General features: G+C 68.4%; 25 protein-coding genes and 7 pseudogenes. 14 read left to right on the top strand and 18 right to left on the bottom strand.

From position 1 onward, the window contains the following. Nucleotides 1-798 precede the first annotated feature (798 nt). Nucleotides 799-1,848: a YihY/virulence factor BrkB family protein gene (locus tag OG456_RS45575; RefSeq protein ID WP_266571016.1), complete on the top strand. Its 1,050-nt coding sequence runs from the start codon at nt 799-801 to the stop codon at nt 1,846-1,848. Between the two features lie 904 nt (nt 1,849-2,752). Here OG456_RS45575 and OG456_RS45570 read toward each other — a convergent pair. Both OG456_RS45570 and OG456_RS45565 read right to left on the bottom strand, forming a co-directional pair. Next, nucleotides 2,753-3,034, bottom strand: coding sequence for a hypothetical protein (locus tag OG456_RS45570; protein WP_266571015.1), 282 nt, complete (start codon nt 3,032-3,034; stop codon nt 2,753-2,755). Between the two features lie 367 nt (nt 3,035-3,401). After that, entirely contained in the window at nt 3,402-4,616 is a 1,215-nt protein-coding gene (locus OG456_RS45565; protein WP_266571014.1) for an IS110 family transposase, read from the bottom strand. Between the two features lie 684 nt (nt 4,617-5,300). On the opposite strand from OG456_RS45565, the gene OG456_RS45560 reads away from it, so the two are divergent. Continuing rightward, the gene (locus OG456_RS45560) at nt 5,301-5,504 is read left to right on the top strand and encodes a cold-shock protein (protein ID WP_266571013.1); all 204 of its coding nucleotides are present in this window, start codon (nt 5,301-5,303) and stop codon (nt 5,502-5,504) included. A 199-nt stretch (nt 5,505-5,703) separates the two neighbouring features. Then, complete coding sequence (locus OG456_RS45555; protein WP_266571012.1) at nt 5,704-6,207, top strand: hypothetical protein; 504 nt, start codon at nt 5,704-5,706, stop codon at nt 6,205-6,207. Here OG456_RS45555 and OG456_RS45550 read toward each other — a convergent pair. The 5 genes and pseudogenes from OG456_RS45550 to OG456_RS45530 all read right to left on the bottom strand — a co-directional run. Next, nucleotides 6,161-6,379 (bottom strand): annotated as a pseudogene (locus OG456_RS45550) (hypothetical protein); the annotation flags it as partial. The gene OG456_RS45555 and the pseudogene OG456_RS45550 overlap by 47 nt on opposite strands. A gap of 561 nt (nt 6,380-6,940) precedes the next feature. Beyond that, entirely contained in the window at nt 6,941-7,069 is a 129-nt protein-coding gene (locus OG456_RS45545; protein ID WP_266571011.1) for a hypothetical protein, read from the bottom strand. A gap of 232 nt (nt 7,070-7,301) precedes the next feature. Beyond that, nucleotides 7,302-7,526: a DUF6480 family protein gene (locus OG456_RS45540; protein WP_266571010.1), complete on the bottom strand. Its 225-nt coding sequence runs from the start codon at nt 7,524-7,526 to the stop codon at nt 7,302-7,304. Between the two features lie 240 nt (nt 7,527-7,766). After that, nucleotides 7,767-8,255 (bottom strand): hypothetical protein, encoded by a 489-nt coding sequence (locus tag OG456_RS45535; protein WP_266571008.1) that lies wholly within the window; start codon nt 8,253-8,255, stop codon nt 7,767-7,769. A 15-nt stretch (nt 8,256-8,270) separates the two neighbouring features. After that, complete coding sequence (locus OG456_RS45530; protein ID WP_266571007.1) at nt 8,271-8,888, bottom strand: TetR/AcrR family transcriptional regulator; 618 nt, start codon at nt 8,886-8,888, stop codon at nt 8,271-8,273. 83 nt (nt 8,889-8,971) lie between these two features. Between OG456_RS45530 and OG456_RS45525 the strand changes: the two genes are divergently transcribed. Continuing rightward, the gene (locus tag OG456_RS45525; RefSeq protein ID WP_266571006.1) at nt 8,972-9,703 is read left to right on the top strand and encodes an SDR family oxidoreductase; all 732 of its coding nucleotides are present in this window, start codon (nt 8,972-8,974) and stop codon (nt 9,701-9,703) included. A 44-nt stretch (nt 9,704-9,747) separates the two neighbouring features. Next, a pseudogene (locus OG456_RS45520) lies at nt 9,748-9,954 on the top strand (transposase); the annotation flags it as partial. A gap of 81 nt (nt 9,955-10,035) precedes the next feature. Here OG456_RS45520 and OG456_RS45515 read toward each other — a convergent pair. Next, complete coding sequence (locus OG456_RS45515; protein WP_266571005.1) at nt 10,036-11,193, bottom strand: transposase; 1,158 nt, start codon at nt 11,191-11,193, stop codon at nt 10,036-10,038. Nucleotides 11,194-11,216: 23 nt separating this feature from the next. Here OG456_RS45515 and tnpA point away from each other — a divergent pair, with 23 nt between their 5' ends. Further along, nucleotides 11,217-11,645 carry an IS200/IS605 family transposase gene (gene tnpA, locus OG456_RS45510; RefSeq protein ID WP_266569878.1) on the top strand — a complete coding sequence of 143 codons (429 nt, stop codon included), beginning with the start codon at nt 11,217-11,219 and terminating at the stop codon, nt 11,643-11,645. Between the two features lie 515 nt (nt 11,646-12,160). Then, nucleotides 12,161-12,958: pseudogene (locus OG456_RS45505) on the top strand (RNA repair domain-containing protein); the annotation flags it as partial. Nucleotides 12,959-13,128: 170 nt separating this feature from the next. Here OG456_RS45505 and OG456_RS45500 read toward each other — a convergent pair. Both OG456_RS45500 and OG456_RS45495 read right to left on the bottom strand, forming a co-directional pair. Next, entirely contained in the window at nt 13,129-13,287 is a 159-nt protein-coding gene (locus tag OG456_RS45500; RefSeq protein WP_266571004.1) for a hypothetical protein, read from the bottom strand. 108 nt (nt 13,288-13,395) lie between these two features. After that, on the bottom strand, nt 13,396-13,716 hold the full coding sequence (locus OG456_RS45495; RefSeq protein ID WP_266571763.1) for a helix-turn-helix domain-containing protein: 321 nt from the start codon (nt 13,714-13,716) through the stop codon (nt 13,396-13,398). Between the two features lie 268 nt (nt 13,717-13,984). On the opposite strand from OG456_RS45495, the pseudogene OG456_RS45490 reads away from it, so the two are divergent. After that, a pseudogene (locus OG456_RS45490) lies at nt 13,985-14,491 on the top strand (GNAT family N-acetyltransferase). Here OG456_RS45490 and OG456_RS45485 read toward each other — a convergent pair. Continuing rightward, complete coding sequence (locus OG456_RS45485; protein ID WP_266571003.1) at nt 14,475-14,876, bottom strand: DUF4158 domain-containing protein; 402 nt, start codon at nt 14,874-14,876, stop codon at nt 14,475-14,477. The pseudogene OG456_RS45490 and the gene OG456_RS45485 overlap by 17 nt on opposite strands. Nucleotides 14,877-14,900: 24 nt before the next feature. On the opposite strand from OG456_RS45485, the gene OG456_RS45480 reads away from it, so the two are divergent. From OG456_RS45480 to OG456_RS45470, 3 genes are all read left to right on the top strand, one after another. Continuing rightward, nucleotides 14,901-15,041, top strand: a complete 141-nt coding sequence (locus OG456_RS45480; protein ID WP_266571002.1) for a hypothetical protein — start codon at nt 14,901-14,903, stop codon at nt 15,039-15,041. A 288-nt stretch (nt 15,042-15,329) separates the two neighbouring features. Continuing rightward, on the top strand, nt 15,330-16,373 hold the full coding sequence (gene trpS / locus OG456_RS45475) for a tryptophan--tRNA ligase (RefSeq protein WP_266571762.1): 1,044 nt from the start codon (nt 15,330-15,332) through the stop codon (nt 16,371-16,373). Between the two features lie 221 nt (nt 16,374-16,594). Further along, nucleotides 16,595-16,765, top strand: a complete 171-nt coding sequence (locus tag OG456_RS45470) for a hypothetical protein (protein ID WP_266571001.1) — start codon at nt 16,595-16,597, stop codon at nt 16,763-16,765. A gap of 79 nt (nt 16,766-16,844) precedes the next feature. Here OG456_RS45470 and istB read toward each other — a convergent pair. The 4 genes and pseudogenes from istB to OG456_RS45450 form a co-directional block, all read right to left on the bottom strand. Further along, nucleotides 16,845-17,636, bottom strand: a pseudogene (gene istB / locus OG456_RS45465) (IS21-like element helper ATPase IstB); the annotation flags it as partial. After that, nucleotides 17,599-18,702 (bottom strand): annotated as a pseudogene (locus OG456_RS45460) (NAD(P)/FAD-dependent oxidoreductase); the annotation flags it as partial. The pseudogenes OG456_RS45460 and istB, both read right to left, overlap by 38 nt. 205 nt (nt 18,703-18,907) lie before the next feature. Then, on the bottom strand, nt 18,908-19,672 hold the full coding sequence (locus OG456_RS45455) for an alpha/beta hydrolase (protein ID WP_266571000.1): 765 nt from the start codon (nt 19,670-19,672) through the stop codon (nt 18,908-18,910). 357 nt (nt 19,673-20,029) lie between these two features. After that, on the bottom strand, nt 20,030-20,395 hold the full coding sequence (locus OG456_RS45450; protein ID WP_266570999.1) for a hypothetical protein: 366 nt from the start codon (nt 20,393-20,395) through the stop codon (nt 20,030-20,032). Nucleotides 20,396-20,852: 457 nt separating this feature from the next. Between OG456_RS45450 and OG456_RS45445 the strand changes: the two genes are divergently transcribed. The 3 genes from OG456_RS45445 to OG456_RS45435 all read left to right on the top strand — a co-directional run bounded on the left by OG456_RS45445 (nt 20,853) and on the right by OG456_RS45435 (nt 22,565). Continuing rightward, complete coding sequence (locus OG456_RS45445; RefSeq protein WP_266570998.1) at nt 20,853-21,056, top strand: cold-shock protein; 204 nt, start codon at nt 20,853-20,855, stop codon at nt 21,054-21,056. Nucleotides 21,057-21,129: 73 nt separating this feature from the next. Next, complete coding sequence (locus tag OG456_RS45440; RefSeq protein ID WP_266570997.1) at nt 21,130-21,528, top strand: hypothetical protein; 399 nt, start codon at nt 21,130-21,132, stop codon at nt 21,526-21,528. Between the two features lie 851 nt (nt 21,529-22,379). Then, nucleotides 22,380-22,565: a DUF6381 family protein gene (locus tag OG456_RS45435; protein ID WP_266570996.1), complete on the top strand. Its 186-nt coding sequence runs from the start codon at nt 22,380-22,382 to the stop codon at nt 22,563-22,565. Between the two features lie 186 nt (nt 22,566-22,751). Here the strand turns inward: OG456_RS45435 and OG456_RS45430 are convergent, their stop codons facing one another. The 3 genes and pseudogenes from OG456_RS45430 to OG456_RS45425 all read right to left on the bottom strand — a co-directional run bounded on the left by OG456_RS45430 (nt 22,752) and on the right by OG456_RS45425 (nt 24,276). After that, nucleotides 22,752-23,192 (bottom strand): Ku protein, encoded by a 441-nt coding sequence (locus tag OG456_RS45430; RefSeq protein WP_266570995.1) that lies wholly within the window; start codon nt 23,190-23,192, stop codon nt 22,752-22,754. Nucleotides 23,193-23,250: 58 nt separating this feature from the next. Next, a pseudogene (locus tag OG456_RS50995) lies at nt 23,251-23,469 on the bottom strand (Ku protein); the annotation flags it as partial. A 309-nt stretch (nt 23,470-23,778) separates the two neighbouring features. Continuing rightward, nucleotides 23,779-24,276, bottom strand: a complete 498-nt coding sequence (locus tag OG456_RS45425; RefSeq protein WP_266570994.1) for a transcriptional regulator — start codon at nt 24,274-24,276, stop codon at nt 23,779-23,781. Nucleotides 24,277-24,324: the final 48 nt, after the last annotated feature.

Genomic DNA, 24,324 nt, shown 5'->3' with positions numbered 1-24,324 from the left:
ACCATGGCCCGCTCGGCCATGCCCTACAAGCCGTCCTCGACATCGTCTCCATCGTCCTGCGCGGCTGCGGGCCGGGCCAGGGCGTACGTGCCCGTTCGCGCTGGGGGAGGTGAGCCGCGGGGTAGTTCGCAGGAGACGGGTGACTGGCGCGGGGTTGACCCGTGGTGGGGTTCCCCGGCATGGGCCAGGCTTCCACGTGCCTCACCGGACACCGCATCGCCCCCGGACGTGGCTGTCCCTGCGGCTGGCTCCGCACGCCGACCCCTTCCAGGCCGTCGCACGCCTCGTGCAGGAAGCACTGCCACATGCCCGGGAGGCGGTGGGCACGGAGCGGCTGCCGACGGTGGTCCGGTTCCGGGTAACCGCACACCGCGCGAATCGCGTCTGCTGACACGGGTTTTCCACCTCCCGCCACACACATCCTGGTAGGGGAGTGCATCTCGCTGCGCGTCACAGCCCAGGCGCCGCAGGACACGCGAGGTTTTGAAGTATCAGATGCTGTGGGTTGTGCCGCCGTCGATGGGGAGCCTGAGGTAGGAGGCGGCGGCCAAGGAATGCAAGGGTTCAGCCCTTGCCGAGGCCGTGGTGAGCGCCGCAGGCACCGACATGTCCGCTACCACTGGCCCTGGGCAAGCCTTGGAGGCGGCCTTTGGCGCTGGTCGGCTGGCCCATGTGGGTGCTGTCCAGTCGCAGATACCCAGCTCCGCGGGTGTGATGGGGGTGCGGTCCGTCGACCGCCTCGACGGCCGGCATCTGCCGCTGGAGGGCAGGCGGGGCAGAGCGCGCCGACTGTCGTGGGTGTCGACGCTCGACGAAGGAGTGAATGTGGCAACGCCCTCCTCGGATGGCCCTCAGGCGCACAAGGGCGGTAATGGTGGTGGCGCAGACAGCCCTGCGCATGGCGGCGAGGAGGGCCACGGCGGCGATGCCGGCCGTGCATCGCGGAAAGGTGCCGCGGAAGGTAGTTCGTCCACAGGCGCCGTGAAGCGCACGATGCGCGAGTTCAAAGAGGACAATCTCACGGACTGGGCAGCTGCCCTGACCTACTACGGAGTCTTGGCGATTTTCCCTGCCCTGCTGGCTCTTGTGTCCATTGTGGGCCTGCTGAGTCCTTCTACCATCGACTCGCTGATCAAGAACCTCTCCAGCATTGCGCCCGGGTCCGTGCGCAACATCCTCACCACCATGCTGGAGCAGCTCAAGGGCGGCCAGGGCAAAGCCCTCATCGCGCTGATCATCGGTGTCGTCCTGGCGCTGTGGTCGGCCTCCGGCTACGTCGCCGCCTTCATGCGCGCCTCCAATATCGTCTATGACATCGGTGAGGGCCGGCCGGTATGGAAGACCCTGCCGGTCCGCCTCGCCATCACCGCGGCGGTGGTGATCCTCCTGGCCCTTACCGCGGTCGGCGTCGTCTTCACCGGCACCCTGGCCAAGAAGATGGGGACGGTCCTGGGGCTCGGCGACACGGCGGTGTCCGTGTGGAACATCGCCAAATGGCCCGTCATGCTCATCCTGGTCGTGCTGATCGTCATGCTGCTGTACTGGGCCGCACCCAACGTCAAACGCCGAGTCCGGCGAGTGATGCCCGGCGCAGCCCTGGCGGTAGTCATCTGGCTCATCGCCTGCGCGCTGTTCGCTTTTTACGTCGCCAACCTCAGCAGTTACAACAAGACCTACGGCACGTTCGCCACCCCCATCGTCGCGCTGATCTGGCTGTGGCTCACGAACATCGCGATCCTGCTTGGGCTGGAGTTCAACGCCGAACTCGAACGCGGACGTGCCATCGAAGGCGGCCTTTCACCGGGCGAGGAGCCGTACGCCGAGCCCCGCGACACCCGCAAGCTCTGATGACGGCCGGCACGTCAGCGGTTCCCTCGCACTTCACCGCAACGCCCCGCTGTCTGCTGAAGGCCGACGCCGCCTCGTCGAACGCTGTGAGAGCGGGTGTCCGAAGCCGCCTACCGGTCGCCAGCACGGCCGATCACCGTCTGGGCAATTGCCACCGTGGCCCGTAACGAGTAGCTCCACGGGCGCATAGCTCGTCGACCTCAAGGCACTGCGCCAGACGAAACAGACCAGCACCTACGAGGTCCGCCGCCCCATCAAGGCCCTGGTCGATCGCGACGACATGACGGAGCTTGAGGAGCACAGAGCCCCCGCCCGTGGCGAGTCGTCTCGCGCCCTGCGCCGTCTGTCGGCGTAGCGGCATGTCTCGCGCTGCGAATCGCCGGAGCCGCCCAGGGGTGACCTCAGCCGGATTCGCGCGTTAGGTCTGTGTGACCACGACGACCCGGCCCGCTCCGGTCACCGGCCGCGAGGAAACGGTTCCGCCTTCGCCTGGTGAGCCGATCTTTGCGGCGTTGGCTGCCCGCTGGAGTGAGCAGGGGCGTGTCGTGCCCGGGCAGGTGGACCGGGAGTGGGCCAGGCTGGCAGGCAGCTGCCCGTGGCCCACCCGATAGGCCAGCGTGGTGCGGTGCTCTCCACCCTCATCCCCGCACCCGCTGTATCGGCCGGCAGCCTCGACGCCCGCCCGGTCACGAGGCTGCCGGACCGGCCGGGTCAGGGTTGGGCCCGTCCCGGTCCGGCAGCCCCACCCTTCTTGACGAGTGCGGGAAGGGAGCCTGATGGCGGCCGGGCGTGGCGTTCACGGTGCGGGGTCATTTCGGGCCGTCACGACAGCGGCACCATCCGGGCCAACGGGGCGCCGGACGTGCTGGCCAGGGGGAGGCCTCTAGGCGCTCCTAGGCGGCCTCTAGGCGGTGTTCGTGGCGAACAAGCGTTGGGCCGCCGTGGTGGCTCCGGTCAGACTGAGGGGGATGTCGAGGCTCTTGCACATGCGATGGGCGCGGACGACGACACTGAGCGTGGCGGGCGTCGGTTCCCCCGCGGGAACCTGGACGGTGACGCGGCGGGGTGTGTGGGTGTGGACGAGGGTCTCGATCTCTACGGCGGCTGCGGTCCGGGTGTTGACGTCGACGCTGGGGTGCAGGGTCACGCGCAGGGTGTCGCCGTCGACGCTGTGACTGATCACCATGATGGCCTCCGCTCGCCGTGCCTTCGGCAGTCACTCCAATGGGAGCCGCTTGGAGTAACCGTGCCTGCCCCGGCCACGGCATCGGCGCTCCCGGCGCGGCGTGTCCCACAGGCGTGCACCCTTTGGCCGCCCGTGACCGGCCTGCCGTATGCGGGCGAGGGCTCTGCAGCCCTGCTTCATGGCCCCACCGGCCCGGCAGCTTCACCCGAATGGCTCTATTCGCATATTAGTTCGACTACGCGGCGACTCTCGGCGTCTCCCGGCAGGTCAGGCGCGGCGGGTGCGAGGGCTCGGACCGTGACCAGACCTGGCCCTTGAGAGCCACAACTCTCCGCAATTCCGTATGTGTTGATGCTCCTATTGGCTGTCAAGCGGCAGTGAGCCACTCGCGGTAGGCGTGGGCGAGGTTGTCGTCTCGGCGGGTTCCGCGTTCGAGGGTGGAGATGGTGGCGGGCCAGACTCCGAGGTGTTGGGCTGCGGCGGTGAGGGTGAGGTTCTTCGATTGCCTCAGGGGGCGTAGGTCTGCGATGCCGGGGACGGCGACTTTGGTGGTCAGGCAGCGGAATATCTCCCGGGCGATGGCTCGCTTCAGGAGTCGGATGGTCTCCTTCTTCGTGCGGCCGGCGGCGATTTGTCGCTCCACGTAGGCGCGGGTGCGGGTGTCGCTGGCCATGCGGACCAGAGCGATGCGGTAGAGAGCCGCGTTGGCTGCCCGGTCACCGCCTCGTGACAGGCGGTGCCGGTTGGTCTTGCCGCTGGAGGCGGGGACGGGTGCGGCTCCGCAGAGGGCGGCGAATGCCGCCTCGGTGCGCATCCGGTCGGGATTGCCTCCGGCGCTGACCAGGAGCTGGGCGGCGGTGTCGGGGCCGACTCCGTGGGTGGCTCGCAGGCCGGGATTGTGGTCGGTGACCTCCTTGTCCAGGGTGCGGGTCAGGGCCTCGTGTTCGGCGGTGAGGTCCTTGACACGTCGGGCGAGGCTTTTGAGCGCGGTGAGGACCGCGACGTGGACCGTGTCACCGGTCGGCCGTATCCGGGCCAGGGTCTCGGTGCGGTTGGTTCCCTTGAGCTGCCCGTATTTGGCGCGGATGCCTTCGGGCGCGGTGACGAGAATCTGCCCGATCTGGTTGAGGGCCGCGGTGCGTGCCTTGATGGCGGAGCGGGCGGCGTTGTGCAGGGCACGTATGCCGGCGACGGTGTCGTCTTTGGGTGCGCTGGAGGCCCGGCCGGACAGGGCGGCCCTGGCGGCCGCGTAGGCGTCGATGGGGTCGGACTTGCCCCTGCGGCGGCGTTCGGCCCGGTCCGGCCGGTTCACCTCGAAGACCCGGTGTCCGTGTGAGCGGGCGGCGCGGGTGAAGCCCGCTCCGTAGGAAGCGGTGCCTTCCACGCCGAGGGCGAGTACGCGGCCGTGGGCGTCGAGATAGGCCAGGGCCGCGGCGTATCCGGCGCCTGTGGTGGTGAACTCGGCGTCCGCGAGGTGGCTGCCGTTACTGCTGATGACTGCGACGTGGAGGGTGTCGGCATGGGAGTCGACCCCTCCGAAGACCTCCTGGACCGCCGCGTCCTGCGTGCCCGCTGATGTCATGCTGATGGTGCCTTCCCAGCCGAAGGTGGGCGCCGGCCGGGTGGCGCAGACAAGACATTGAGGGGGCTTCTGACCAAGCTCCTATGAGGTCATGTTCCACCCGGCCGGAGCCATGAGAACAGGTCCCGATGGCCGGACAGAACAACTTGAGGACAGTCCAGCAGGACGTCAGTCAGTGGCAGAGTCACGACCATCGGAACCTGAGTACCACCATCAATGTCAGTGGCGAATGCTTTCCTGGTGGGTCTTGTGCGCGAGGGGCGCACCGGGTCTGGACGGGGGAGCAGCCAGTGGTGCACGTGAGGGAGTACGTCCGCGCAAACGGCACGAAGGTCCGGGAGCACTCGCGATGGGCGGCCGGCGCGCGGCGGGAGATGAGTGTCCTGGCGACCATCGCCTTGGTGGTCGTTGTTTTGCCGGCACCACAGGGAGCGGCAGTGCAGACGGCTCCGGGAAGCAGGCGCCCGAGCCTCGGTCGACGGTGTACCCGGTGAAGTTCGCGGACTGGGACAACCCACGGCCCCGGCCGACGCCGACGCTCTCGTACCCGATCCCGTGGGACCAGGGCCGCTGAGTGCCATGCCGCGTTTCTCCTTCGCGGTGGCCGGGTGAGCGGCGATGATCGGCCCTGCGGCCGTGTGGCACGGTGCTGGGCCGCCTGATCAGTGATGAGGGAGAGTCGATATGGCGACCGGCACGGTGAAGTGGTTCAACGCGGAGAAGGGGTTCGGCTTCATCGAGCAGGACGGTGGCGGGCCCGACGTGTTCGTCCACTACTCGGCGATCGCCGGCAGCGGGTACCGGGAGCTGAACGAGGGCCAGAAGGTCCACTTCGACATCACGCAGGGGCAGAGAGGGCCGCAGGCGGAGAACGTCACACCCGCCTGAGTACCGGTCCCGTGCGCGGGCAGGCTGGGCGGCCGGGGAGTACCCGCAGGCCGATACGGACAGGTGGGCCCCGTCGCCCAGGCCCACCTCCCGCCACGGCCATCGCGATTCACGCCACACGCGGGAGTCAGGTGAGACACAACCCCACGCGAAGCCCGCCCGGCGCAGACCCGTAACCGCTCGAGTCCAAGCGACCACGGTGAAGACGCTGACGCTGCTCACTGTCCGTCCCCGTACGTCGATTCCCGCCAAGGCCGCGAGGCGCTCGGTACCGCGGAGTGGGGCCGGCGGCCTGCGCTGCGGCCCTGCACAAGCCGTTCGGCGTGTCCCAGGTGCGCTCGGGCAGCGCGAGGAAACGCTGATCGAGGCGGGGGACATCGTCGGCGCGACGGAACTCATGGTCGAAACCTGGATCGGCCCGGACGCCGACGAGAGGGCCCGCGCAGCGGTACGCCAGATGCAGCGGCACGCCTTCCACCTGCAGCTGGCCGCCGCTGAGGAGTTCGAGCCAGTCGAGGCCATGGTGGAGCCGGCGGCAATCCAAGCGCCCTGCCTTGTCCTGTCGGGCGCGCATGATCTGGCGGACTTCCGCAGATCGCTGCCCGAGGGCCGCATCTGCTCGCGAACGCCGACCACGTCGAACTGCCATGGGCAGGTCACCTTCCCAGCCTGGAGCGGCCATCGGCCGTTACCGATCTTCTGATCGGCTTTCTCAAGGAGAGAGTCCCTGTCGGTTGAGCCTGCTCGCGGCCCGTCCCGTCATACGGCGTTGAGGAGGGGGCGTCCGCCCAGCGGATGCCCTTCTCGCTGCGGATGCGGGCACGCTCCCTGCGCCGGGCGGCCAGCACGTCGGGATGGCGGGTGTTGGCGTTGCGACCCCCGGGCGCCAGCCCGGATCGTGAACTGCCATATCAAAGCGTCATGCTGCATCGAGACGGCGCGTGGAGTGCCCAGCCGGACGGCGGTCGACGCCCGACAGGTTGGTGCCGTGGACCAGCCGCAAAGCACCGCCCCGGGCGTGGCGAGCCCTCGACCGCCTAGCCGACAACCGGTCCTCGACGCGGTCCATGGCATACAGCAGCACACCCATGGCAGGCAGCAACAACACAGCAATAGCGATCACAGCACGCTCCCTCCCAGCGGACAACACCAGCCGGGTTCCCACCAACGCCCGGTCAGCAGGCGAAGCGTGTGAAGGTCTGGTGGCCACAATGTGCAGACGGCATCCGCTAGACGGGTCTGGCGATAGCAGTCAAAGCGCCTGCCTCACCCCTTCCATGCCGATCACTGTCGGCGACGCGGACGGCCGGGCCTCACGTGCACAGCGTTCACGAGCGACCCACAGAACTCGGTTCGGGGACTTCGCCTGCCTGACGCCGCCCGAGTTCCTCTATCGCCCGGTGGACGGGACCGGATTTGCGCTGCGTCACGCTGGATCAGGCAGCGTCGTTGAGGACTTCGTCGCGGACCCGAAGCAATGGATGATCGGAACCGGAGGCGTGGATCTGCGAGATGCCGAGCTGCTCGGCGATCCGCGCCAGCGTCATGTCGCTGAAGAACCGCATGTACAAGGTGGATCGTTCCCGCTCCGGCCTGGAGGCGCAGCACGGTCCACGGCCTTTTCCAGCGCCGCATCGACGAGGCCCAGGGCGTCGCTGCGTCGATCAGTTGCCGGTGATCCCGCCACCGCCCGCTGCGCTGGATGTCCGGTCCGCCAGCAACGGCTCGAGTTGCGCCCCCTGCGCATCAGTTGACGACACGACCGAACCAACGATCCGATGATCGGAAAGAAATGCCCTAGACCAACAAGACCACCGCCATCGCGATCAGCCCGACTGCGACCAGCACCACCACCAGCATGATCAGCGCGAGAGGCATCGGCCCCCACCCCTTACGCAGCTCAGGTTCCGGGTAGGAGATACCAGAAGTACCCCCCTCAGCGGGAGGGGTTTCCCCGGGGGGCATCCCGACGCTCGGTTTGAGCCCCGGGGCCCGTCCAGGCTCGGCACGAGGGCTTGTCATGTGCTTGCTCCTCTCGGATCCTCCCGGCAGGCCAGGGCCTGTCAGCCTCGAGGTCGATCGTGCCGTGACCCAGTGGACCATGGGACACCGCTGGTCGAGCCGGTTCCCCAAGGTCCGCACGATCGCCCTGCGATCGAGGTGCTCGCCGGCATCCAGAGAGCCGATGCGCAGCTCAGACCCCCAATCGGTGAGGGTGGCTCACGGCGACCGGCACTTCACCGGCTCGTCGTGCCACTGTCCTCACCTCCGCCACGGCACGGGAGGCACGATCCGAGTTCCCGAATCCTGCGCGGAGTAACAAACTCCTTCGGTCGGCTTCTGCACCCAGGAAGCCGGGGGGCTCCAGCAAGAGGGCCCCCGGTCAGCAGAGGCAGCACCCGCGCGCTGGGCTGCCTGATCAGCGGGCGAGCGCGTTCGAGCGGCGGTGTCGAAGGCTGCCGTCGGGCTGCCGGTGCGCAAGACCGCGTCGGTGTAGGCGTCGGTGGCACTCAAGGACATGGCGAAGCCCCAAGCGTTGTCGTCGCCGAGGTATTCGATGCGGCACAGCGGTATGCGCACGTCCTCGCCCTCTTTCTCGACGATCGCCGTGAGGTAGCCGAACGAACCGCGCCACCGGGTGTCAACCTCGGCCAAGGCGGGCCAGCTTTGTAGCTGGAAGGCGTGGTGGTCGGCGGTGTCGTCGACCTCTTTCTTGAGGCGTTGGGGGGAACCGGCAGGGTGATCACCCAAGCTCCCGGCTAGTGCTCACGTCACGTTGCCGCGCAGCAGCGCCGTCGCCGCGCGCGTGGCGCGGGTGGCGACATCCTCGGGGGAGAGGCGGGAGCGCGTCAGGAAGTCCTCCGTGTCCAGGGTGACGTAGCCGTGGGCTAGGACGAAGAGCTGTTCGAGTAGGAGCAGTGCTTGGGAAGGGTCGGCGTGGCCCGCCTGCCGGGCGAGGTCGAGCAGCAGCGCCATCAGGTCCCGGCCGGCCCGGGCCACGTCGGCGTCGCGCAGCGGCCTCAGCTCCCGGGCGAAGATCACGTCGAAGCCGGCGCCGCGGTCGGACACGTGGCGCACGTATGCCCCCGCGGTCGCCGCGAGCCGGTCGATCGGGTCGGGGCCGGCCGCCTGCGCGGCGGCCTCGATGGACCGGGTGAGCTCGTCGGCGGCCTGTGCCGCGACGACGGCGAGCAGCGCGTCACGGTGGGGAAAGTGACGGTACGGGGCGGCCGTGCTCACCCCGAGCCTGCGGGCGAGTTCGGCGACGGAGAAGCCGGCCATCCCCGTCTCGGAGAGCAGCACGAAGCTCTCAGCGATTAGCGCCGAGCGGAGCTGCCCCCGGGCAGGGCGCTCACTCCCCGCCCCACTTGCTGCGTCAGTCACTCGGTCCACCTCCTTGACCATAAGTAAGAGGCCTCTTACTTTATAAGTGATAGCCCTCTTACTTCTAGCATTGGAGGCCGGGCATGACAGGGATCGACGGCAAGGTGGTGGCCATCACGGGCGCGGGCAGCGGGATCGGCGAGGCGAGCGCGCTGCTCCTCGCGGCGCGCGGCGCGAAGCTCGTCCTCGGAGCGCGTCGGAGCGACCGGCTGGAAGCGCTCGGCGCCCGTATCGAGGCCAATGGCGGCACGGCCGTCTGGAAGACGACGGACGTGCGACGCCGAGGAGACCTCGCGGACCTGGTGGCGTACGCCTGCGGGCGCTATGGCGCGCTCGACGTCCTCGTCAGCAACGCCGGGATCGGCCCCATCTCGCCGTTCGACGAGCTGCGCGTCGAGGACTGGGACCAGATGATCGACGTCAACTTCCGCGGCGTGCTGCACGGGATTGCGGCAGCGCTCCCCGTGTTCCGCAAGCAGAGCACGGGGCAGTTCGTCAACGTCGTCTCGACCGCTGGGCTGCGCATCGTGCCGAACCAGGCTGTCTACGCGGCGACGAAGAACGCAGTCCGCACCGTCTCCGAGGGACTGCGCCAGGAGGCCGGGCCCGACCTGCGGGTCACCATGATCTCGCCCGGCTACGTCGCGACGGAGTTCGCCGACTCGGTCACCAGCCCCACCGTCAAGTCGCAGGCCCCGGCGGTCGACTTCTCCGTCTCCCCCGACGACATCGCCCGCGCCGTCGCCTTCGCGATCGAGCAGCCGTCGAACGTCGACGTCGGCGACATCGTCGTCCGCCCCACGGCACAGAGCTGACGCCTCACGGGTCTCTCTGGGCGAACTCGGACAGCGCCATCACACTCTTGATCACCGCGGGGGACAACCCCGGGCGCCTGGCTGACGAGGCCTCCTTCGCCGCGCTGTGCGGGGCCAGCCTGGTCGAGCGTTCGTCGGGCAAACAGCAGTGCAGACGCCTCAACCGTGGCGGCGACCGGCAGGCCAACGCCGCGCTCTACCGCATTGTGCAGAGCCGCCTGCGCTGGGACCCCCGTACTCAGGCCTACGTCAACTTGACCTGGCCCTAAAGGACCGGGCTTGGAGGTAGTGCCCGGCTGGCTGCTGGGTTGGCTCCTCCGTCCAGACACCCGCTATGGGGTGGCAGGGACGCGTGACTCACGCCCCGCAGTCCACACAGCAGCGCCACGTGCGGCGATGTTGTGGGAAGCGTTCCGGTCTGCGTGGGCAACGATCCCGCAGTTCCGGCAGATGAAGAGACCTTGACCGACACGGTTGCGCTTGTCGGTGTGGCCGCACTCGCAGCACATCTGCGAGGTGTACGCGGGATCGACGTGGACCAGGGGCACACCGGCGCGCCGGGCCTTGTAGACGATGAAGTCTCCGAGCTGGGAGAAGGCCCAGGAATGGAGCGTGACCCGTTGCGGCTTGCGGAGCCGTACCCTCTGCCGGATGCCTGTGAGTTCTTCCAGGGCGATACCGGCCGAGGTGCGTTCAGCCTCGGTCACAATCGTCTTCGCGATGACGTGGTTGGTGTTCTTGGCGTGCCGCTGCTCGCGGCGCGAGCGTTCCTTGAGCCTGCGCTTGGCGGACTTGGTTCGCTTCTTCTGGAGTTTGGCCCGCAGCGTTAGCTGCCGCTTGCGGTACCGGTTGAGGCCGCGCCCGGCGGCCTGGTAGCCGGTGGACGTGGTGGCGATGTTGGCGATGCCGAGATCTACGCCGACGAAACCGTCCGGCTCGTACACGTCGGGCTCGGGTACCTCGCACGTGGCGATCAGGTAGAACACGCCGTCACGTTCGATCAGGTCGGCTTCGCCCTTGCGGAACTCGCGGAGTGTCTTGAGCGACTTGGCCGAGCACAGGAACCGCACACCTTTGAGCCGACCGGCCGTCGTCCAGATGCTCACGGTCTGGGCGTCGTACTGCCACGAAAGGCACCGGTCGTCGTACGGCTGAGCCGCGTTCGGCCGGAACGTGATCGGCTTCGACTCGGCCTTGATCCGGCGCTTACTGCCGGTCTTGCCGAGGTTCCCGGCGCGGATGTTCGCCTTCAACGTGGTGTAGGCGTAACGCGTTTTCTTGATCACGTGTTGTGCCGCCTGAGCGCCGAGCCCGAGTTCCTTGAGCTGCGCATAGGTGTGCTTGCGCAGCTCGTACTCACGCGGAATGCCGCGCTTGAACGCCACCCGCGACACCCAGCACGCGGCCTCGTTAACGGTGCGCAGGGTCGCCGACAGCGCGGCGGCCTGGTCGGCCTCCGGTATCAGCTTCACCTGCGTCACGATCTTCACAAGACGGATCGTAGCATTGATCTATGTCACCTCGATGGGAACCAAACCCCAACATCCGCAGGGGCCGAAGCGTCGTTCATACCCTTCACGCCCACTTGGTCTTCACCCCCAAGTACAGGCGCGGACCCTTCACAGACGAGATCCTCACGCGCTGCGAAGAGGTCATGCGCGCCGTCTGCGCCGACTTCGAAACCGAACTGGTCGAGTTCAACGGCGAACGCGATCACGTACACCTACTCGTGCGCTACCCACCGAAGGTGGCCGTGTCCCGGCTGGTCGGATCCCTCAAGGGAGTCTCTGCGCGCCGACTCCGCCAGGAGTTCCCGGCCCACATCCGCAGGTACCTATGGGGCGCGCACTTCTGGTCGCCCTCCTACTTCGCCGCGTCGTGCGGGGGCGCTCCGTTGTCGATCATCAAGGAGTACATCGAGAACCAGAAGCGTCCCGACTGAGGCAGACAGCGCAGACCCGTGCACCAGCGCGGGTCAGAGCAGCCCAGAGAAGCGACTCCTCCTGGGCGTGAACGCCCAGGGTTCCTCGCTAGAACAAGCTGAAGCGGCGGATCAGCGAGGGGAAGACTCGGCGTGAGGTAATCAGATGCCTCAAGCGCTACGTCGCCCGCGAAATCTTCTCGCTCCTGCCACGCACCCAGCTCACACCGGACCCCACATGACCGCTTGACAGTCATAGGGGCGTCCAAGCGGTGTTCCGGTGCAAAGCCCCAGGCTGCGGACACGCGGAGCATGCCGACGTCAACGCGGCGAAGAACATCCGACACGCGGGCGGACAGCCCGTGTCAGCCTGTGGAGACGTCGGCACCAGCCGGTCCGTGAAACAGGAACCCGTAAGCCGGGCGACCGGCCCACCCCTCCAAAGGGGGAGTCCCCGTCCTTCAGGGCGAGGAGGACGTCAAATTGCAGAGTCGACCGGGCGCGCGTCACCCTGATAGACGAGGGCAGGTGCTGACGTGCACACCAGCGACGAGATCTACCACAGGGTGCTCTGGGACCCGCGCTTCGACCCCGAGCGGTTCGTGATGGGGGTCGCCGAGCGCGGGGCCCCGCCGAAGCGGATCCTGCTCGGCGACTTCGTGCCGGGCGGAGAGATCCCCTGGCACCGGGTGGTGTTCTTCGAGGCAGACGGCCAGGTCGTCTGGGACCGCGCCTGCGGCCTCGACCGGCTGGAGGAGACCCTCATCGAGCCGGTCGGTCCCGTGCCGGCCCCGGCCCCCGGCGAGGTCCTCGCCGTCCCGTCGACGAACCGCACCGCCGTCGCCTGGCTGCCGCCGGCACAGTTGTGGCCGCCGATCCAGCACATTCGCCGCGAACACGACCGGCAGATCCACCGCTGGCCACCGCACGTCAACGTGCTCTTCGGGTTCGTCCCCGAGGCCGAGTTCGCCCGGGCCCTGCCACTGGTCGCCGCGGCGCTCGCCGAGACGCCGCCGTTCACCGCCCGCCTGGCGGGCGTCCACTGGTTCGAACACCGCGAGGACGCCACCGTCTGGCTCGACCCGGCCGCCGCCGACCACGAGCCCTGGGCGCGACTGCGAGAGTCCCTGGAACTCCGCTTCCCGCTGTGCGCATCACACTCGCACGGCTTCACCCCGCACCTGTCCCTCGGCCGTACCCCAGACCCGCACCTCCTCGCCCGCAAGGCAAAGGCCCTCCTCAGCCCCATGACGGCCCGAGTCGACGAGCTGGTCCTGCTCTCCCGCCGCGGCGACGAGCCGATGCGGGTCCGGGCCCGCATCCTGCTCGGCAGCGACGACGTACCTCACCCACAGAATCCGGCCCTTGCGGGCAACCCCCCGCGCCCGTCTAGTCAGACGCGCATGGGCTTCGGCCCGCCCGGCCGACATACAACGAAATCATGAGTACGCACCCACGCCTTCTGCAGCGACGTGGCTGAGAAGGCGCTCGTCCATCTGGGCCGCTACAGCTTCACGGCCTCCCAGCAGGTTTGGGGCTGCGGCCCTTGCGCGACCCGGACGCCGTCGACCTCGACGATGACGACGACGGACAGGAGGAGTGAGCGCCGCATCTGCGCCGCATCCGTCGTCCGGGGCGGGTCGTTGTACTCCGGGAGGACCACCGCCGACCGGCGGCTACGGCTGGGCCGTGGACACCGCTGTTGGCGATTCCCCGAGTCAACACAGAGGTGCGGCTCGTCCGGTGCGGCGCGCGCCAACGCAGGTTCGAGTCAGCCGATGGAGGAGATGCCGCCCTCGCGGGCGTCGAGCAGCTCGTCCCAGTGCTCGGTCGCCCATCGGCACGCGGCGGCCAGCGGCTCCAGCATGCTGCGGCCCAGCGGTGTCAGCGCGTACTCCACCCGCAGTTTCGGGTCGGCGTGCACCGTGCGTGACACGAACCCGTTCCGCTCCAAGCCGCGGAGCGACTGGGTGAGCGCCTTCGGGGTGACGCGGCCCAGTGGCACGCGGAGTTCGGAGTATCTGCGCGGGCCGTCTTCCAGGCAGTGGAGGACCATGGATGCCCATTTGTCACCGAAGCGGAAAGGCAGCAGCGAGGACGGGTCGGGCCGTGTTCGGGATGCTCAGCGTGCTCGCGGAGCTCCAGAGAGAGCTGAACGTGGCGAACACGAACGGCGCGTAGGGGGAACGCCCCACCGGCCGTGGCTGAGAGGGAGCTCCAGCTGCCGCGATGTGGCCAAGCCCGGATAGCTGGTCAGCCCCGCATCACCGTGGCCGAGCGCATGCACGAGCGCGAGGAGACCACCCCACCGGCCGGGGCCGAGGGGGAGCTACCAGGCCCGAGCTTGGCCACCTGCTCCGATCAAGACCGAGCGGCTCGTACTCCGCGAGTCCGAAGCCCGGGATCGTCCGGCGGTCATCGAGCTCAACGCCTCGCCAGAGGTGGGCACCTACCTCGGTGGCCCTTAACCGCGTCCCGAGCTCGAACGCACGGTGCCCGAGATACCCGGGCAGCGCCCCGGCTATTTCGTGATCGATCTTGACGGGGCGATGATCGGCACGATCATGCTCGGTCCGCACGCAGAGCATCCCGGGCACGTGCGTCCGGACGTCGGGAAGACCGAGCTCGGCTACCTGCTCCTGCCGCAGGCGTGGGGACACGGGTACGCCACCGAGGCGTGCGCAGCGGCACTCGACTGGTTCGCCGACGCGCTTCCCGGCGAGGCGGTGGTGCTGCGCACCCAGACCGCCAACGAGCGCTCGATGCGCCTCGCGGCAAAGCTGGGGTTCACCGAGGTGGAGCGGTACGAGGACTACGGCGCCGAGCAGTGGTTCGGCGTGTGGAGGTCGGTCACGCCGTCCGATTGAGCTCGTGCTCGACCACGCGGATCCGCAACTCGACAGCACCGCTGCGACGGAGCCCAGCGCTGTTGAACCTCGTGCCCAGGTACTCCCGGATCCAGGAGCGGTAGCGCTTCGCCGTCCGCTCTTCAGCCGCCAGCACCACGTCCTGTGCCAGGCCGGCCGCAGCCCGGACCCGGGCGACGATCAGTGCCGGAACCCCGTCCAAGCCCGGGAAGTAGCCCAGCCTGGCACAGGACTTCAGCAACACCAGCAACGCGAGGAGCGACTCCGGACGGTCATGGGTCCGCTTCGCCGCCCACGCGATCTCGGCCTCGTCCGGCGTGAAGAACTGCGCCGGCTCACGCTCGGAGATGATCCGCTTGAACCGCGGATACGCCGTCCGCTCCAACTACGCCACAACCAAACCGGTCTGGTGCACGACCCGGTCCGTGCCCGGCAGGTCGCGGCTGCTGCGATGGAGGAGGCGGCGCCGGTCCGCGCCTCCGCGGTGGGCCTGGTCAACGTCGCATTGGAGGAGTTGGTCCGTGTGGGCCTGGAGCTGCCGGGTTCTTGACGCCACCTGCAGCTTCTTAACTACGCGGCATTGGTTACAACCCAGCCGTTATGATGCCGCCATGCACCTTTCGTCATGTCTGAGCTGGTGGCGCTCCTTGTAGGAGCGGCCGCCTCTCACGCATGACCGGGCCGTTCGGATGGACGGCCCCCTTGTGTTCCCTGGGTCAGGGGGTGTGTCGTCCGGCCGGCGATACGACCACCAGGAGACCGTGTGAACACCACCTCCCAACCAGCAGGAACGGGCCCCGACGCCTCCGCCGTCGATTCGTCCGCCGATGTGCTCGGGATGACCGCCGCGCAGGCGCGCAGCGCGGTGCTGGAGAAGTTGATCCTTGAGGATCCTGGGCAGTTCCGTGTATTGACCGGTGATCGTCCTACCGGACGTCTGCATCTGGGGCACTACTTCGGCACTCTGCATAACCGGGTACGTCTGCAGAACCTCGGGGTGGAGATGTTCGTGATCATCGCGGACTACCAGGTCCTGACCGACCGCGATGTGGCGGACAACCTGACGGGGCATGTCGAGGAGCTCGTCCTGGACTACCTCGCCATCGGAGTGGACCCCACGCGCAGCACGATCTTCACGCACAGCGCCGTTCCCGCCCTCAACCAGCTGCTGCTGCCCTTCCTCAGCCTCGTCTCCGTTGCCGAACTGAACCGCAATCCCACAGTCAAGGACGAGATCGCCCACTCACCACAGTCCTCAGTCAGCGGCCTGATGTTCACCTACCCCGCCCACCAGGCCGCCGACATCCTCTTCTGCAAGGCCAACCTGGTCCCGGTCGGACAGGACCAGCTCCCCCACCTGGAACTCACCCGCACCATCGCCCGCCGCTTCAACGACCGCTACGGCGCCAGTACCGCAGTCTTCCCCCAGCCCGATGCGCTGCTGTCGCCTGCACCGCTGCTCCTGGGGACGGACGGCACCAAGATGAGCAAGAGCCGCGGCAACGCCATCACACTGGCCGCCGACGCCGACGAGACCGCACGGCTGATCAAGGGAGCCAAGACCGACTCCGAACGCCACATCACCTATGACCCGGCCGGCCGTCCCGAAGTCTCTTCGCTCCTCCTGCTGGCCTCTCTCTGCCAGGACCGTAATCCCCAGCAGGTGGCCGACGACATCGGCTCCGCAGGAGCCGCAGCTCTCAAACGGACCGTGACAGAGGCGGTCAACGAGTACCTGGCCCCGATTCGGGCCCGCCGCACCCAGTACGCCCAGGACCGCACACACCTCCGCCAGACGCTGCGCGAGGGCAATGAGCGAGCGAGAGCTGTGGCTGATGCCACCCTCGCCGAGGTACGGGCTGCGATGAACAGCCATTACTGACGATCGCAGCCCTCCTGGGCTTTGGAGGAGATACGCCCTTCGGGCGTATCTCCTCCAAAGCCCAACAAGGCCCCCCTGACCGGGGCCCCGCGGACCATCCACCAGGCTGAGCGACCTCCCCGCCAGCACCGGGCCGTGACACCGCCGGCAGCACGTCACCACACCAGGCCAAGCACCCCGCGCCGGCACGTCCCTGTGCGGCACCCGAAACCGCGCAGCCGATGAACCCGGTCAGCCTCCAAGTCCACCTGCGGGAGATCGGCGTCCCGCCGCAGCGCGGCAGGACCTCCGCGATCCGCCAACTCGTCCTCCAGGTCCCGGCCCCCGTCATCGCGAAGGCACTCGGCTGCCATGTCAACGGCCATGTAGTTGTCCCCAGAGGCGGCCAGTAGTTCTCCCCACTGACGGCCAGTGGAAGTTCCCCGGTGGCGGCCAGATATCTCCCCGCCCTCGGGTGGTGTGGGTCAGCTGAAAGGGCTTCACTCCCTTTCCGGTGGTGGCCTCGGTGAACCGGAATGAATCACCCTGAGTGACCGTGACGTGGGCATGATGGAGGAGGCGGTCGACGGTCGCGGTGGCCAGGGTCTTGGGATGATCTCGTCGAATCCAGAGGGGTGGAGGTTGCTGGAGACGGCGATCGAGCGCCGTTCGTAGGCGGCGTCGACCAGGCGGTAGAAGCCTTCGGCGGCGTCCTCGGAGACGGGCAGGAGTCCGATGTCGTCGACGATGATCAGGTCGGAGCGGACGATTTTGGCGAGGGCTCGGGCGATGGAGTGCGCGGTGGCGGCGGACCAGGGCGCCCAGGTCCTCGATGGTGAACCAGGCGACGGTCAGGCCGGCCTCGACCGCGGTCTGTCCGAGGGCCTCGGTGAAGTGCGACTTTCCCGTGCCGCTTGGCCCGCAAATACAAAAGTTCTCGCGGCGGCCGATCCATTCCAGGCTCTTGAGGGCGTCCTGCGTAGCCCCGGGTATGGAGGACTTGGACTCGTGCCAGTCGCCAAAGGTCTTGCCGGTGGGGAAGCCGGCCCGCTTGCGGCGGGTGTGCAGGTTTGCCCGGTCGCGGCCTGCGGCTTCCTCGGCCAGCAGGACGCGGACGACCTCGGCGGGATCCCAGCGTTGAGCCTTCGCGGTGGGGATGATGTCTGTCAACGACCTGCGGATGTGCGGGAGTTTGAGCCGCTTGGTGAGCTCGATGGCCTCGGCGAGCGGGTCGCCGTTCGGTCGCCCACGGCGCGGCGGAGACCGTCTCCTTGTACTTCGCAGCCCGCTTGCCGGTCAGCACGATCCGGCGCGGGCTGTCGTCGGGGCGGGTGAACTGCACGACAGCGTCGCCGCGGCCCAGGCTGACGGGCGTGTGGTAGTAGCCGAAGCGGAAGGGCTTGGGCTCCTTGCCGGCCAGCACCCGCAGGATCGACAGGGCCGCGTGCACTCCGGTGGGCATGCCGCTCTGGCAGGTCCCGTGCATCACGCCGTAGCCCTGGGGGACCGCCGCCGCGTCGCCCACGGCGTAGACGTCCGGGTGGGAGACTGAGCGCAGCGCGCTGTCGGTGACCACCCGGCCGCGCTCGTCGACGGTCAGCCCCGCGGCGCCGGCCAGCGGCGAGACGCGGGTACCGCTGGTCCACAGCACCGCGGCCGCCGGGATGCTGGAGCCGTCCGCGAGCTCGACGCTGTCCGGCAGCACCTTGACCACGTCGACGCCGCTGCGCACCCGCACGCCGAGCCGGGCGAGCGCCGTGTCCAGGTATGCCTTGGCCTTCAGGTGCATGCTCGTGCCCGGCTCCTGCCGGCCCAGCAGCACCACTTGGAGCTGCGGGTGGCGCTCGGCGATCTCCGCGGCGGCCTCGACACCGGTGAGGCCGCTGCCGCTGACCACGACGGTCCCGCCATCGAGCCGGGTCAGCCGGTCGGCGAGAAGGGCGGCTTCCTGCGGGCTGTTGAGGGTGTAGGCGTGGTCGTCCACGCCCGGGACGGCGACGGTGTCCGCGATGCTGCCCAGGCCGTAGACCAGGGTGTCGTAGCGCCAGATGCGGTCGTCGTCGATCCGGACGGTCTTGGCCTCGGCGTCTATGGCGGTGACCCAGCCGCGGACGAAGCCGGCGCCGGTGCCGTCCAGCAGCTCCGGGATGTTCATCTCGGCCGTCTCCTGGCCGGTGGCGGTCATGTGCAGTCGGAGCCGCTCGGTGAAGGTGTCGTACGGGTTGACCAGCGTCACTCGCAGGTCACCGCGCTTCCTGGTGCGGGCAGCGAGCTGGATCGCGGCGGAGAGCCCGGCGTAACCGGCGCCCAGGACCAGGACCTCGTGCTGCTGCACTACTGTCGCGTTCATCGTCTGTCTCTTTCGTGTCGGTCGTTCCCGCCCTGCGGACGACCACCAGACGCAAGCTGCCCTTCCGTTCGTGACATGGAGTCGATGTGACCCGCATCACGCAGGAAAGGGGCAGCGGGCGCGCGCGGCGACAGCCCCGAGAGCCGCGACGCAGTATGGGCGGAGTCATGATCAGCGCGGTCAGCTTCAACCGAAACCATTCGCGTCAGGCCAGCGAGGTGACCGCACTGACGAGGTGCCGGGCGAAGAACCGGACCGCGCTGTCGGCCTCGAACCGGGGCAGTTCCTTGTGCTTGCCCGAGTTCACGTGCAGGGACTTCTCCGTCGAGGCGAAGGCATCGAACAGCGCGAGACCTTCCTCGCGAGAGATGTGCTCGTCGTCCCACTGCAGGTCGAACTCGATCGGGACGGTGATGTGCTTCGCCTTCTCGGCCAGGACATCGGGCCAGTGCTGGCCGAAGACCGCAGCCGTGATCCTGGGTTCGGCCGCCACGAACGGCACGCCGATCGCGGTACCCATGTTGATGCCCCAGAATCCGACCGGGCCGTCGATGCCGATCGCCGGGAGCTTTTGAAGGGCGTCCAGGAGCGCCCGGTACTCGGGCACGGCGAGCTTCGCCAGGTGGTCGTTGTAGCGGACGACGATCGGGCTTTCCGGTTCGCCGGCTGCCCGCGCCGCGAACAGCGCGGCGATCTCCGCCTCGTCATGCTCCGTGTGCGGCCGGTCACCGTGACCGGGCGCGTCGATGACCGCGACGTGGAAGCCGCAACCGTTCACGAGCAAGCGGGCGCGGCCTGCCATCGCAGGGTGCTTCTTGTGGTTGCCGCCGCCGTGGCCCATCAGGACTAGGGCCGCACGGTCTGCACCAGATTCGGGGGACCAGAGGACACCGGGGATCCCGTTTACGGTGAAGTCGCGCTCGACTATGCCGTTGGAGGTCGCTTCGGCGGTGAAGTGCAGAGTGTTCATGGCATGTGGCCTTTCGGGAGTGCCTGGGTTTCAAGGCGCTCCCGGCGACACTTACGCAGATCGCCCGACCGTGGTGGCAAGAGGGAGCACCCATACGAGTACTGCGGTCATGGGTCTCACCTCCTTGGACTGGATCACGGCCAGCGGAAAGCTATCAGAACGATCATCAGTCCGACCATCCTTTTCCTCTGACACATGATCACAGAGCCGCCAGACGGGAGGGCCTGTCTGACGGGGGGCAGGCCGCCCATACCTCGGTCAACCCCCGAAACACTTCCGGGGCCGACCACTTAGCTGGTGGGCCGTGTCCTATCCGCGGTCACCCTGTTCAAAGTGCATGCACATCGCTGACGGGCATCACGCCGGGTCGGGACAGTTCTCCCAGACCCTCGTAGGGAAGGGCTGGCGACGTAGGGCCGTCCCCATCACCAGGCGGATGTCTCCACAGATCTGGATGTACCTCGGCGGCCAGCCCTCTGGGCCTCCGACCCACTCGGCGCGGATCAGGATCTCAGCGTGCATCCGGTCCAGGAGGTCACGTATCTGCTTGTCGTGGAACCTGAGCGCCTGCTCCTCCAGAGCTTGGTTCATCCGCTGAAGCTCTGCGTGCCACTCCCGGCCGTCTGGGCTTCGCTCATCTCCGACGCCCTTCTTGTAGTGCGCGTGGATCACGTAGCTCAGCCTGATGCACTCGTTGGCTGCCGCCTCGGCCAGGCCCAGCATGTATGTGCGCTCGGCGTCGTGGGCAGAAGACGGGCGCGGCAGGCCTGGCCACAGGCGGGGCCTTCGGCGCGAGAGCGGCCGGAGCCTTCGGCGCGGGCGCCTTGGGCTGCTGCGGGGCGGGCTTACGGACGCTGCTCCCGGAAGTGCCGGTCCCGGCGGGCGCCGCGTGCCCATGCCCGTACGGCAGGCATGTCGCGGGGTTCACGGTGCCCACGGCGTACCCGGGGCAGCTCTGGCCGGAGCCGGAGCCGGAGCCGGAGCCGGCGTCGTCGCCGTCGTCGTGGAGGGCCCGCCGGGCTTGTGTCGCGCCCCACGCGAACCGCGTTGAGTCGTGCGCGCCCGGCCGGCGAGGGGGAGACCGCGCATGCTCCGTACCGGCGCGATTCATGCCGCGTCGGGCTATATAGGGAGCTATGGGGCGGTAAGTTGTCGCCGAACAACTCTGGAGGAGAACAGCATGGCGACTGGCAAGGTCAAGTGGTTCAACGCGGAAAAGGGCTTCGGCTTCATCGCGCCGGATGATGGCAGCCCGGACGTGTTCGTCCACTACTCCGCCATCCAGACCACCGGTTACAGGGAGCTGCTCGAGAACGACGCGGTCGAGTACGAGGTGACTCAGGGGCCCAAGGGGCCCCAGGCGGAGAACGTCGTGAAGCGTTAACCGGCGCGGGGCCGGACCACTGCGCGGCGCCCCGGCCCCCACCGGCTGGAACTGCGGCATCTCTGGGCGGACGGTGACCTGCACACGCAGCGACGCGCTGGCGGCAGGCGCCAGCTACCCCGCGATCACCGCCAACGTCACCACCAGCGCGCCCTGCACCTTCACCAACACCGCCAGCGTCTCCGGCGGCGGCGGCCCTTCGGGCTCCGACAACGACTCGACCACCGTCACCGGCGGAACTTCTAGCGGGGGCAACGGAGGAAACGGGGGCAACGGGGGCAACGGGGGCAACGGGGGCGGGGGATCACTCCTCCCCATCAACCTCAACGGCACCTTCACGACGTTCAACAACATCAGCACCAACAACAACATCAACAGCCCCGGTGGCACCAACACCGCCAACCAGAACTTCACGGAGACGACCCACTCAGAACCGGCACCCCGTCAGGGTTACCCGATGAGGTGGCCCTGACGCGTGACCGCTCCCGGACTCCAGCTGGTCGCCCCACACCCAGGCTGCCACGGGTGCCTGATCAGACGGGGCGCCCGGCGACAGCTCCGGTTCTGGCACAGATCTTGGGGAGCAGTCGCGGAAGTTGTCGATGTTGTTCGATTGAGAGGGCGGTCGCGAACCCCGGCTGCCCGACTCAAACGCCCATCGCTCAGCCGCGAGCCAGCGCCACGAGGAACTTGGTCTCGGCGTCGTTCCGACCCGCGCAGAGCCTGGAGGCCGCATCCATGGCACAGTCCAGCAGGACGTCAGTCAGTGGCAGGGTCACGACCATCGGAACCTGAGTACCACCATCAATGTCAGTGGTGGCTGCTTTCCTGGTGGGTCCCGTGCGCGAGGGGCGCGCCGGGTGGACGGGGGAGCAGCCAGTGGTGCGCGTGAGGGAGTACGTACGGGCGGACGGCACGAGGTCCGGGAGCACTCGCGATGGGCGGCCGGCGCGCGGCGGGAGATGAGTGTCCTGGCGACCGTCGCCTTGGTGGTCGTTGTTTTTGCCGGCACCACGGGGAGCGGCAGTGCAGACGGCTCCGGGAAGCAGGTGCCCCGACCTCGGTCGTCGGCCGTGTATCCGGTGAAGTTCGCGGACTGGGACAGGCCGCGGCCCCGGCCGGCGCCGACGCTCTCGTACCCGATCCCATGGGACCGGAGCCACTGAGAGAGCACCCCACAACGTGAGCAGGGCCCGGCAAGCCGTTCCGCGAGGGACTTTCCAACTGCATAGATAACAGTGGGTGATTGATCGAATTGCAGAGGGTGACAGGGCCTGCTTCTCTGATGTGGCCCGCTCTTCCCCCGTCACCCAAGGAGTGATCATGAGCGCTGCAGGTGAGTCCGGTCGTGCCCAGCAGATGCGTGCCCGGATCCAGGACCTGGAGCAGGCTGCGGAACGCGCCACTGATCCGCAGGAGCGTCAGCAGCTGAAGGACAAGGCCCGCCAGCTCAAGGAGCAGAGCGAGCACGCAGGCGGTACGGGCAAGCCGGACATCGACCCGATGTAGCTCCGGCAGTTCCACGCACAGACACCGGCCGGTGGCCGGCCTTCGTGGCTCTCCGGGCACGAGAGAGGCCTCCGGCCGGTCACTGCTGTCTGTGCTCAACGACAGCGCCTTGGCCGCCAACGGCACCGGCTGGCAAAGGGGCACCGCACCTCCGGGCAGTGCCGCCGAGCCGGTCCCGCCAGCCGCTCAGCCGCCGTCCTGGTGTGCGCGTGCGGCTCGCACCGACTCCTCCAGCGCGGCCATCAAGTCCACCGCCGGCACCGGCGCAGGCGGCGCGGCCAGCTCGCCGCCGGACACCTTCGCCTCGACCAGCTGCTCCAGCGCGTGTTGGTACTCGTCTTGGAGCTGTTCGACCTCGACGCCCGTGAGTTCGCGCATCAGTACCTCGGCGAGTTCCAGCTCCCGGTCGGTGACCGGTGCGGAGGGGGCGAGGTCTCCCGGATCGCGCAGTTCGTCCTGCCAGAGCAGCGTCTGGAGGACGAGCATGCCGTGGCGTGGCCGCAGCAGTGCGATCCGTTCCCGACAGCGGACGGCGACCTTGCACACGCCGACCTGTCCCGTGCGGGCGAGCGCTTCGACGAGCAGCGCGTGCGGCCGGTCGGCCGCCGGGTCGCCGGGCCGACGCATACGGCCTGCTGTACGAGATCGGATCGATGTCCTGCCCGGGCACGAAGCCGAGAACCTCCACCACGTGCCTGGTCACAAGCGGCAGACGCGCCAGGTCCTCATCGCTCAACGGCACCAGTCGCCCGTCGGGCAGCTCCCAGCCGCGCCCGACCTCCTCGTACGGGATTTCACGGTTCTCGGCCTCGCAGAACCGCCGGTGCTGCACCCTGCCGTTGTCCGCGGCATGGATCTCCCGAAGCCGGACTCGGTGCTCCTCGGTCGCCGAGAACAGCTGCACGGGCAGCACGACCAGCCCGAACTGGATCACGCCGGACCACAGGGCCCTGATGCCTTAAGCGTCCATCGCCACCGCTCAGGGTGCACCTCGGCCAACATGGCGACGACGGGCCCGGTCGCCCCGCCATGTTCTCGCCAGAAGATCGACCCACAAAGTAGCGGCCCCCCGGCACCGGCGGCTGGCGTCCCGCGCCCGCACCCGTCGGCACCGCGGGCCTCGCCTCCGACGCCGGACCCCGACCTGGGCAAGGAAGGTGAAGTCGTTGGGCGAGACGACCTTGAGTTCGCTCGAGCGGGAATTCGCGCCCGGTCAGGACCGATTCGGGTCGGGGTGCACCACCACGAAGAGTGACCAGGCGGGCGCGGTCGGGTCGTCCGGGCGGGCGGCGAACTCCTCGAGCAGGGCTCGGAGCCGGGTCTGGAACTCCTCCATCTCCGTCGGCGGCAGGCGCAGCCCGAGCCGGGTACTGTCGACCTCGGCCGCAGGTGCGAGCGCCAGTTCCTCCAGGAACGCGTCGAGCATCGACCGGTCGTGCGCGGCCGCGTCGAGCTGCCAGGATTTCCGCGTCGCCAGATAGGGGATCTCCCGTGCGCCGCGTGTGCCGCTTCGCTCCTCCTGGGCCCTCAGAAAACCGGTGCGCACCAGCGTCCTGGTGTGGTGCAGCACGCTGGCGGGATCGCGGCCGAGGATTGCCGCGATCTCCTTGTTGGTGCGCGCCTCGCCGAGGCAGATGCGCAGGATACGCAGGCGGAGCGCGGAGGCGAGTGCCTTCGCCTCCGCGTCGGTCACGGGCCGGCGTTCGGTCATGGTCAGCAGCCTACTGAAGCCGAGAGGACAAGTGATTGACAAAACCCA

This window comes from Streptomyces sp. NBC_01446 (assembly GCF_026340095.1).
Lineage (GTDB): Bacteria > Actinomycetota > Actinomycetes > Streptomycetales > Streptomycetaceae > Streptomyces > Streptomyces aureus.
This window is presented reverse-complemented; position numbering and strand designations above follow the sequence as displayed.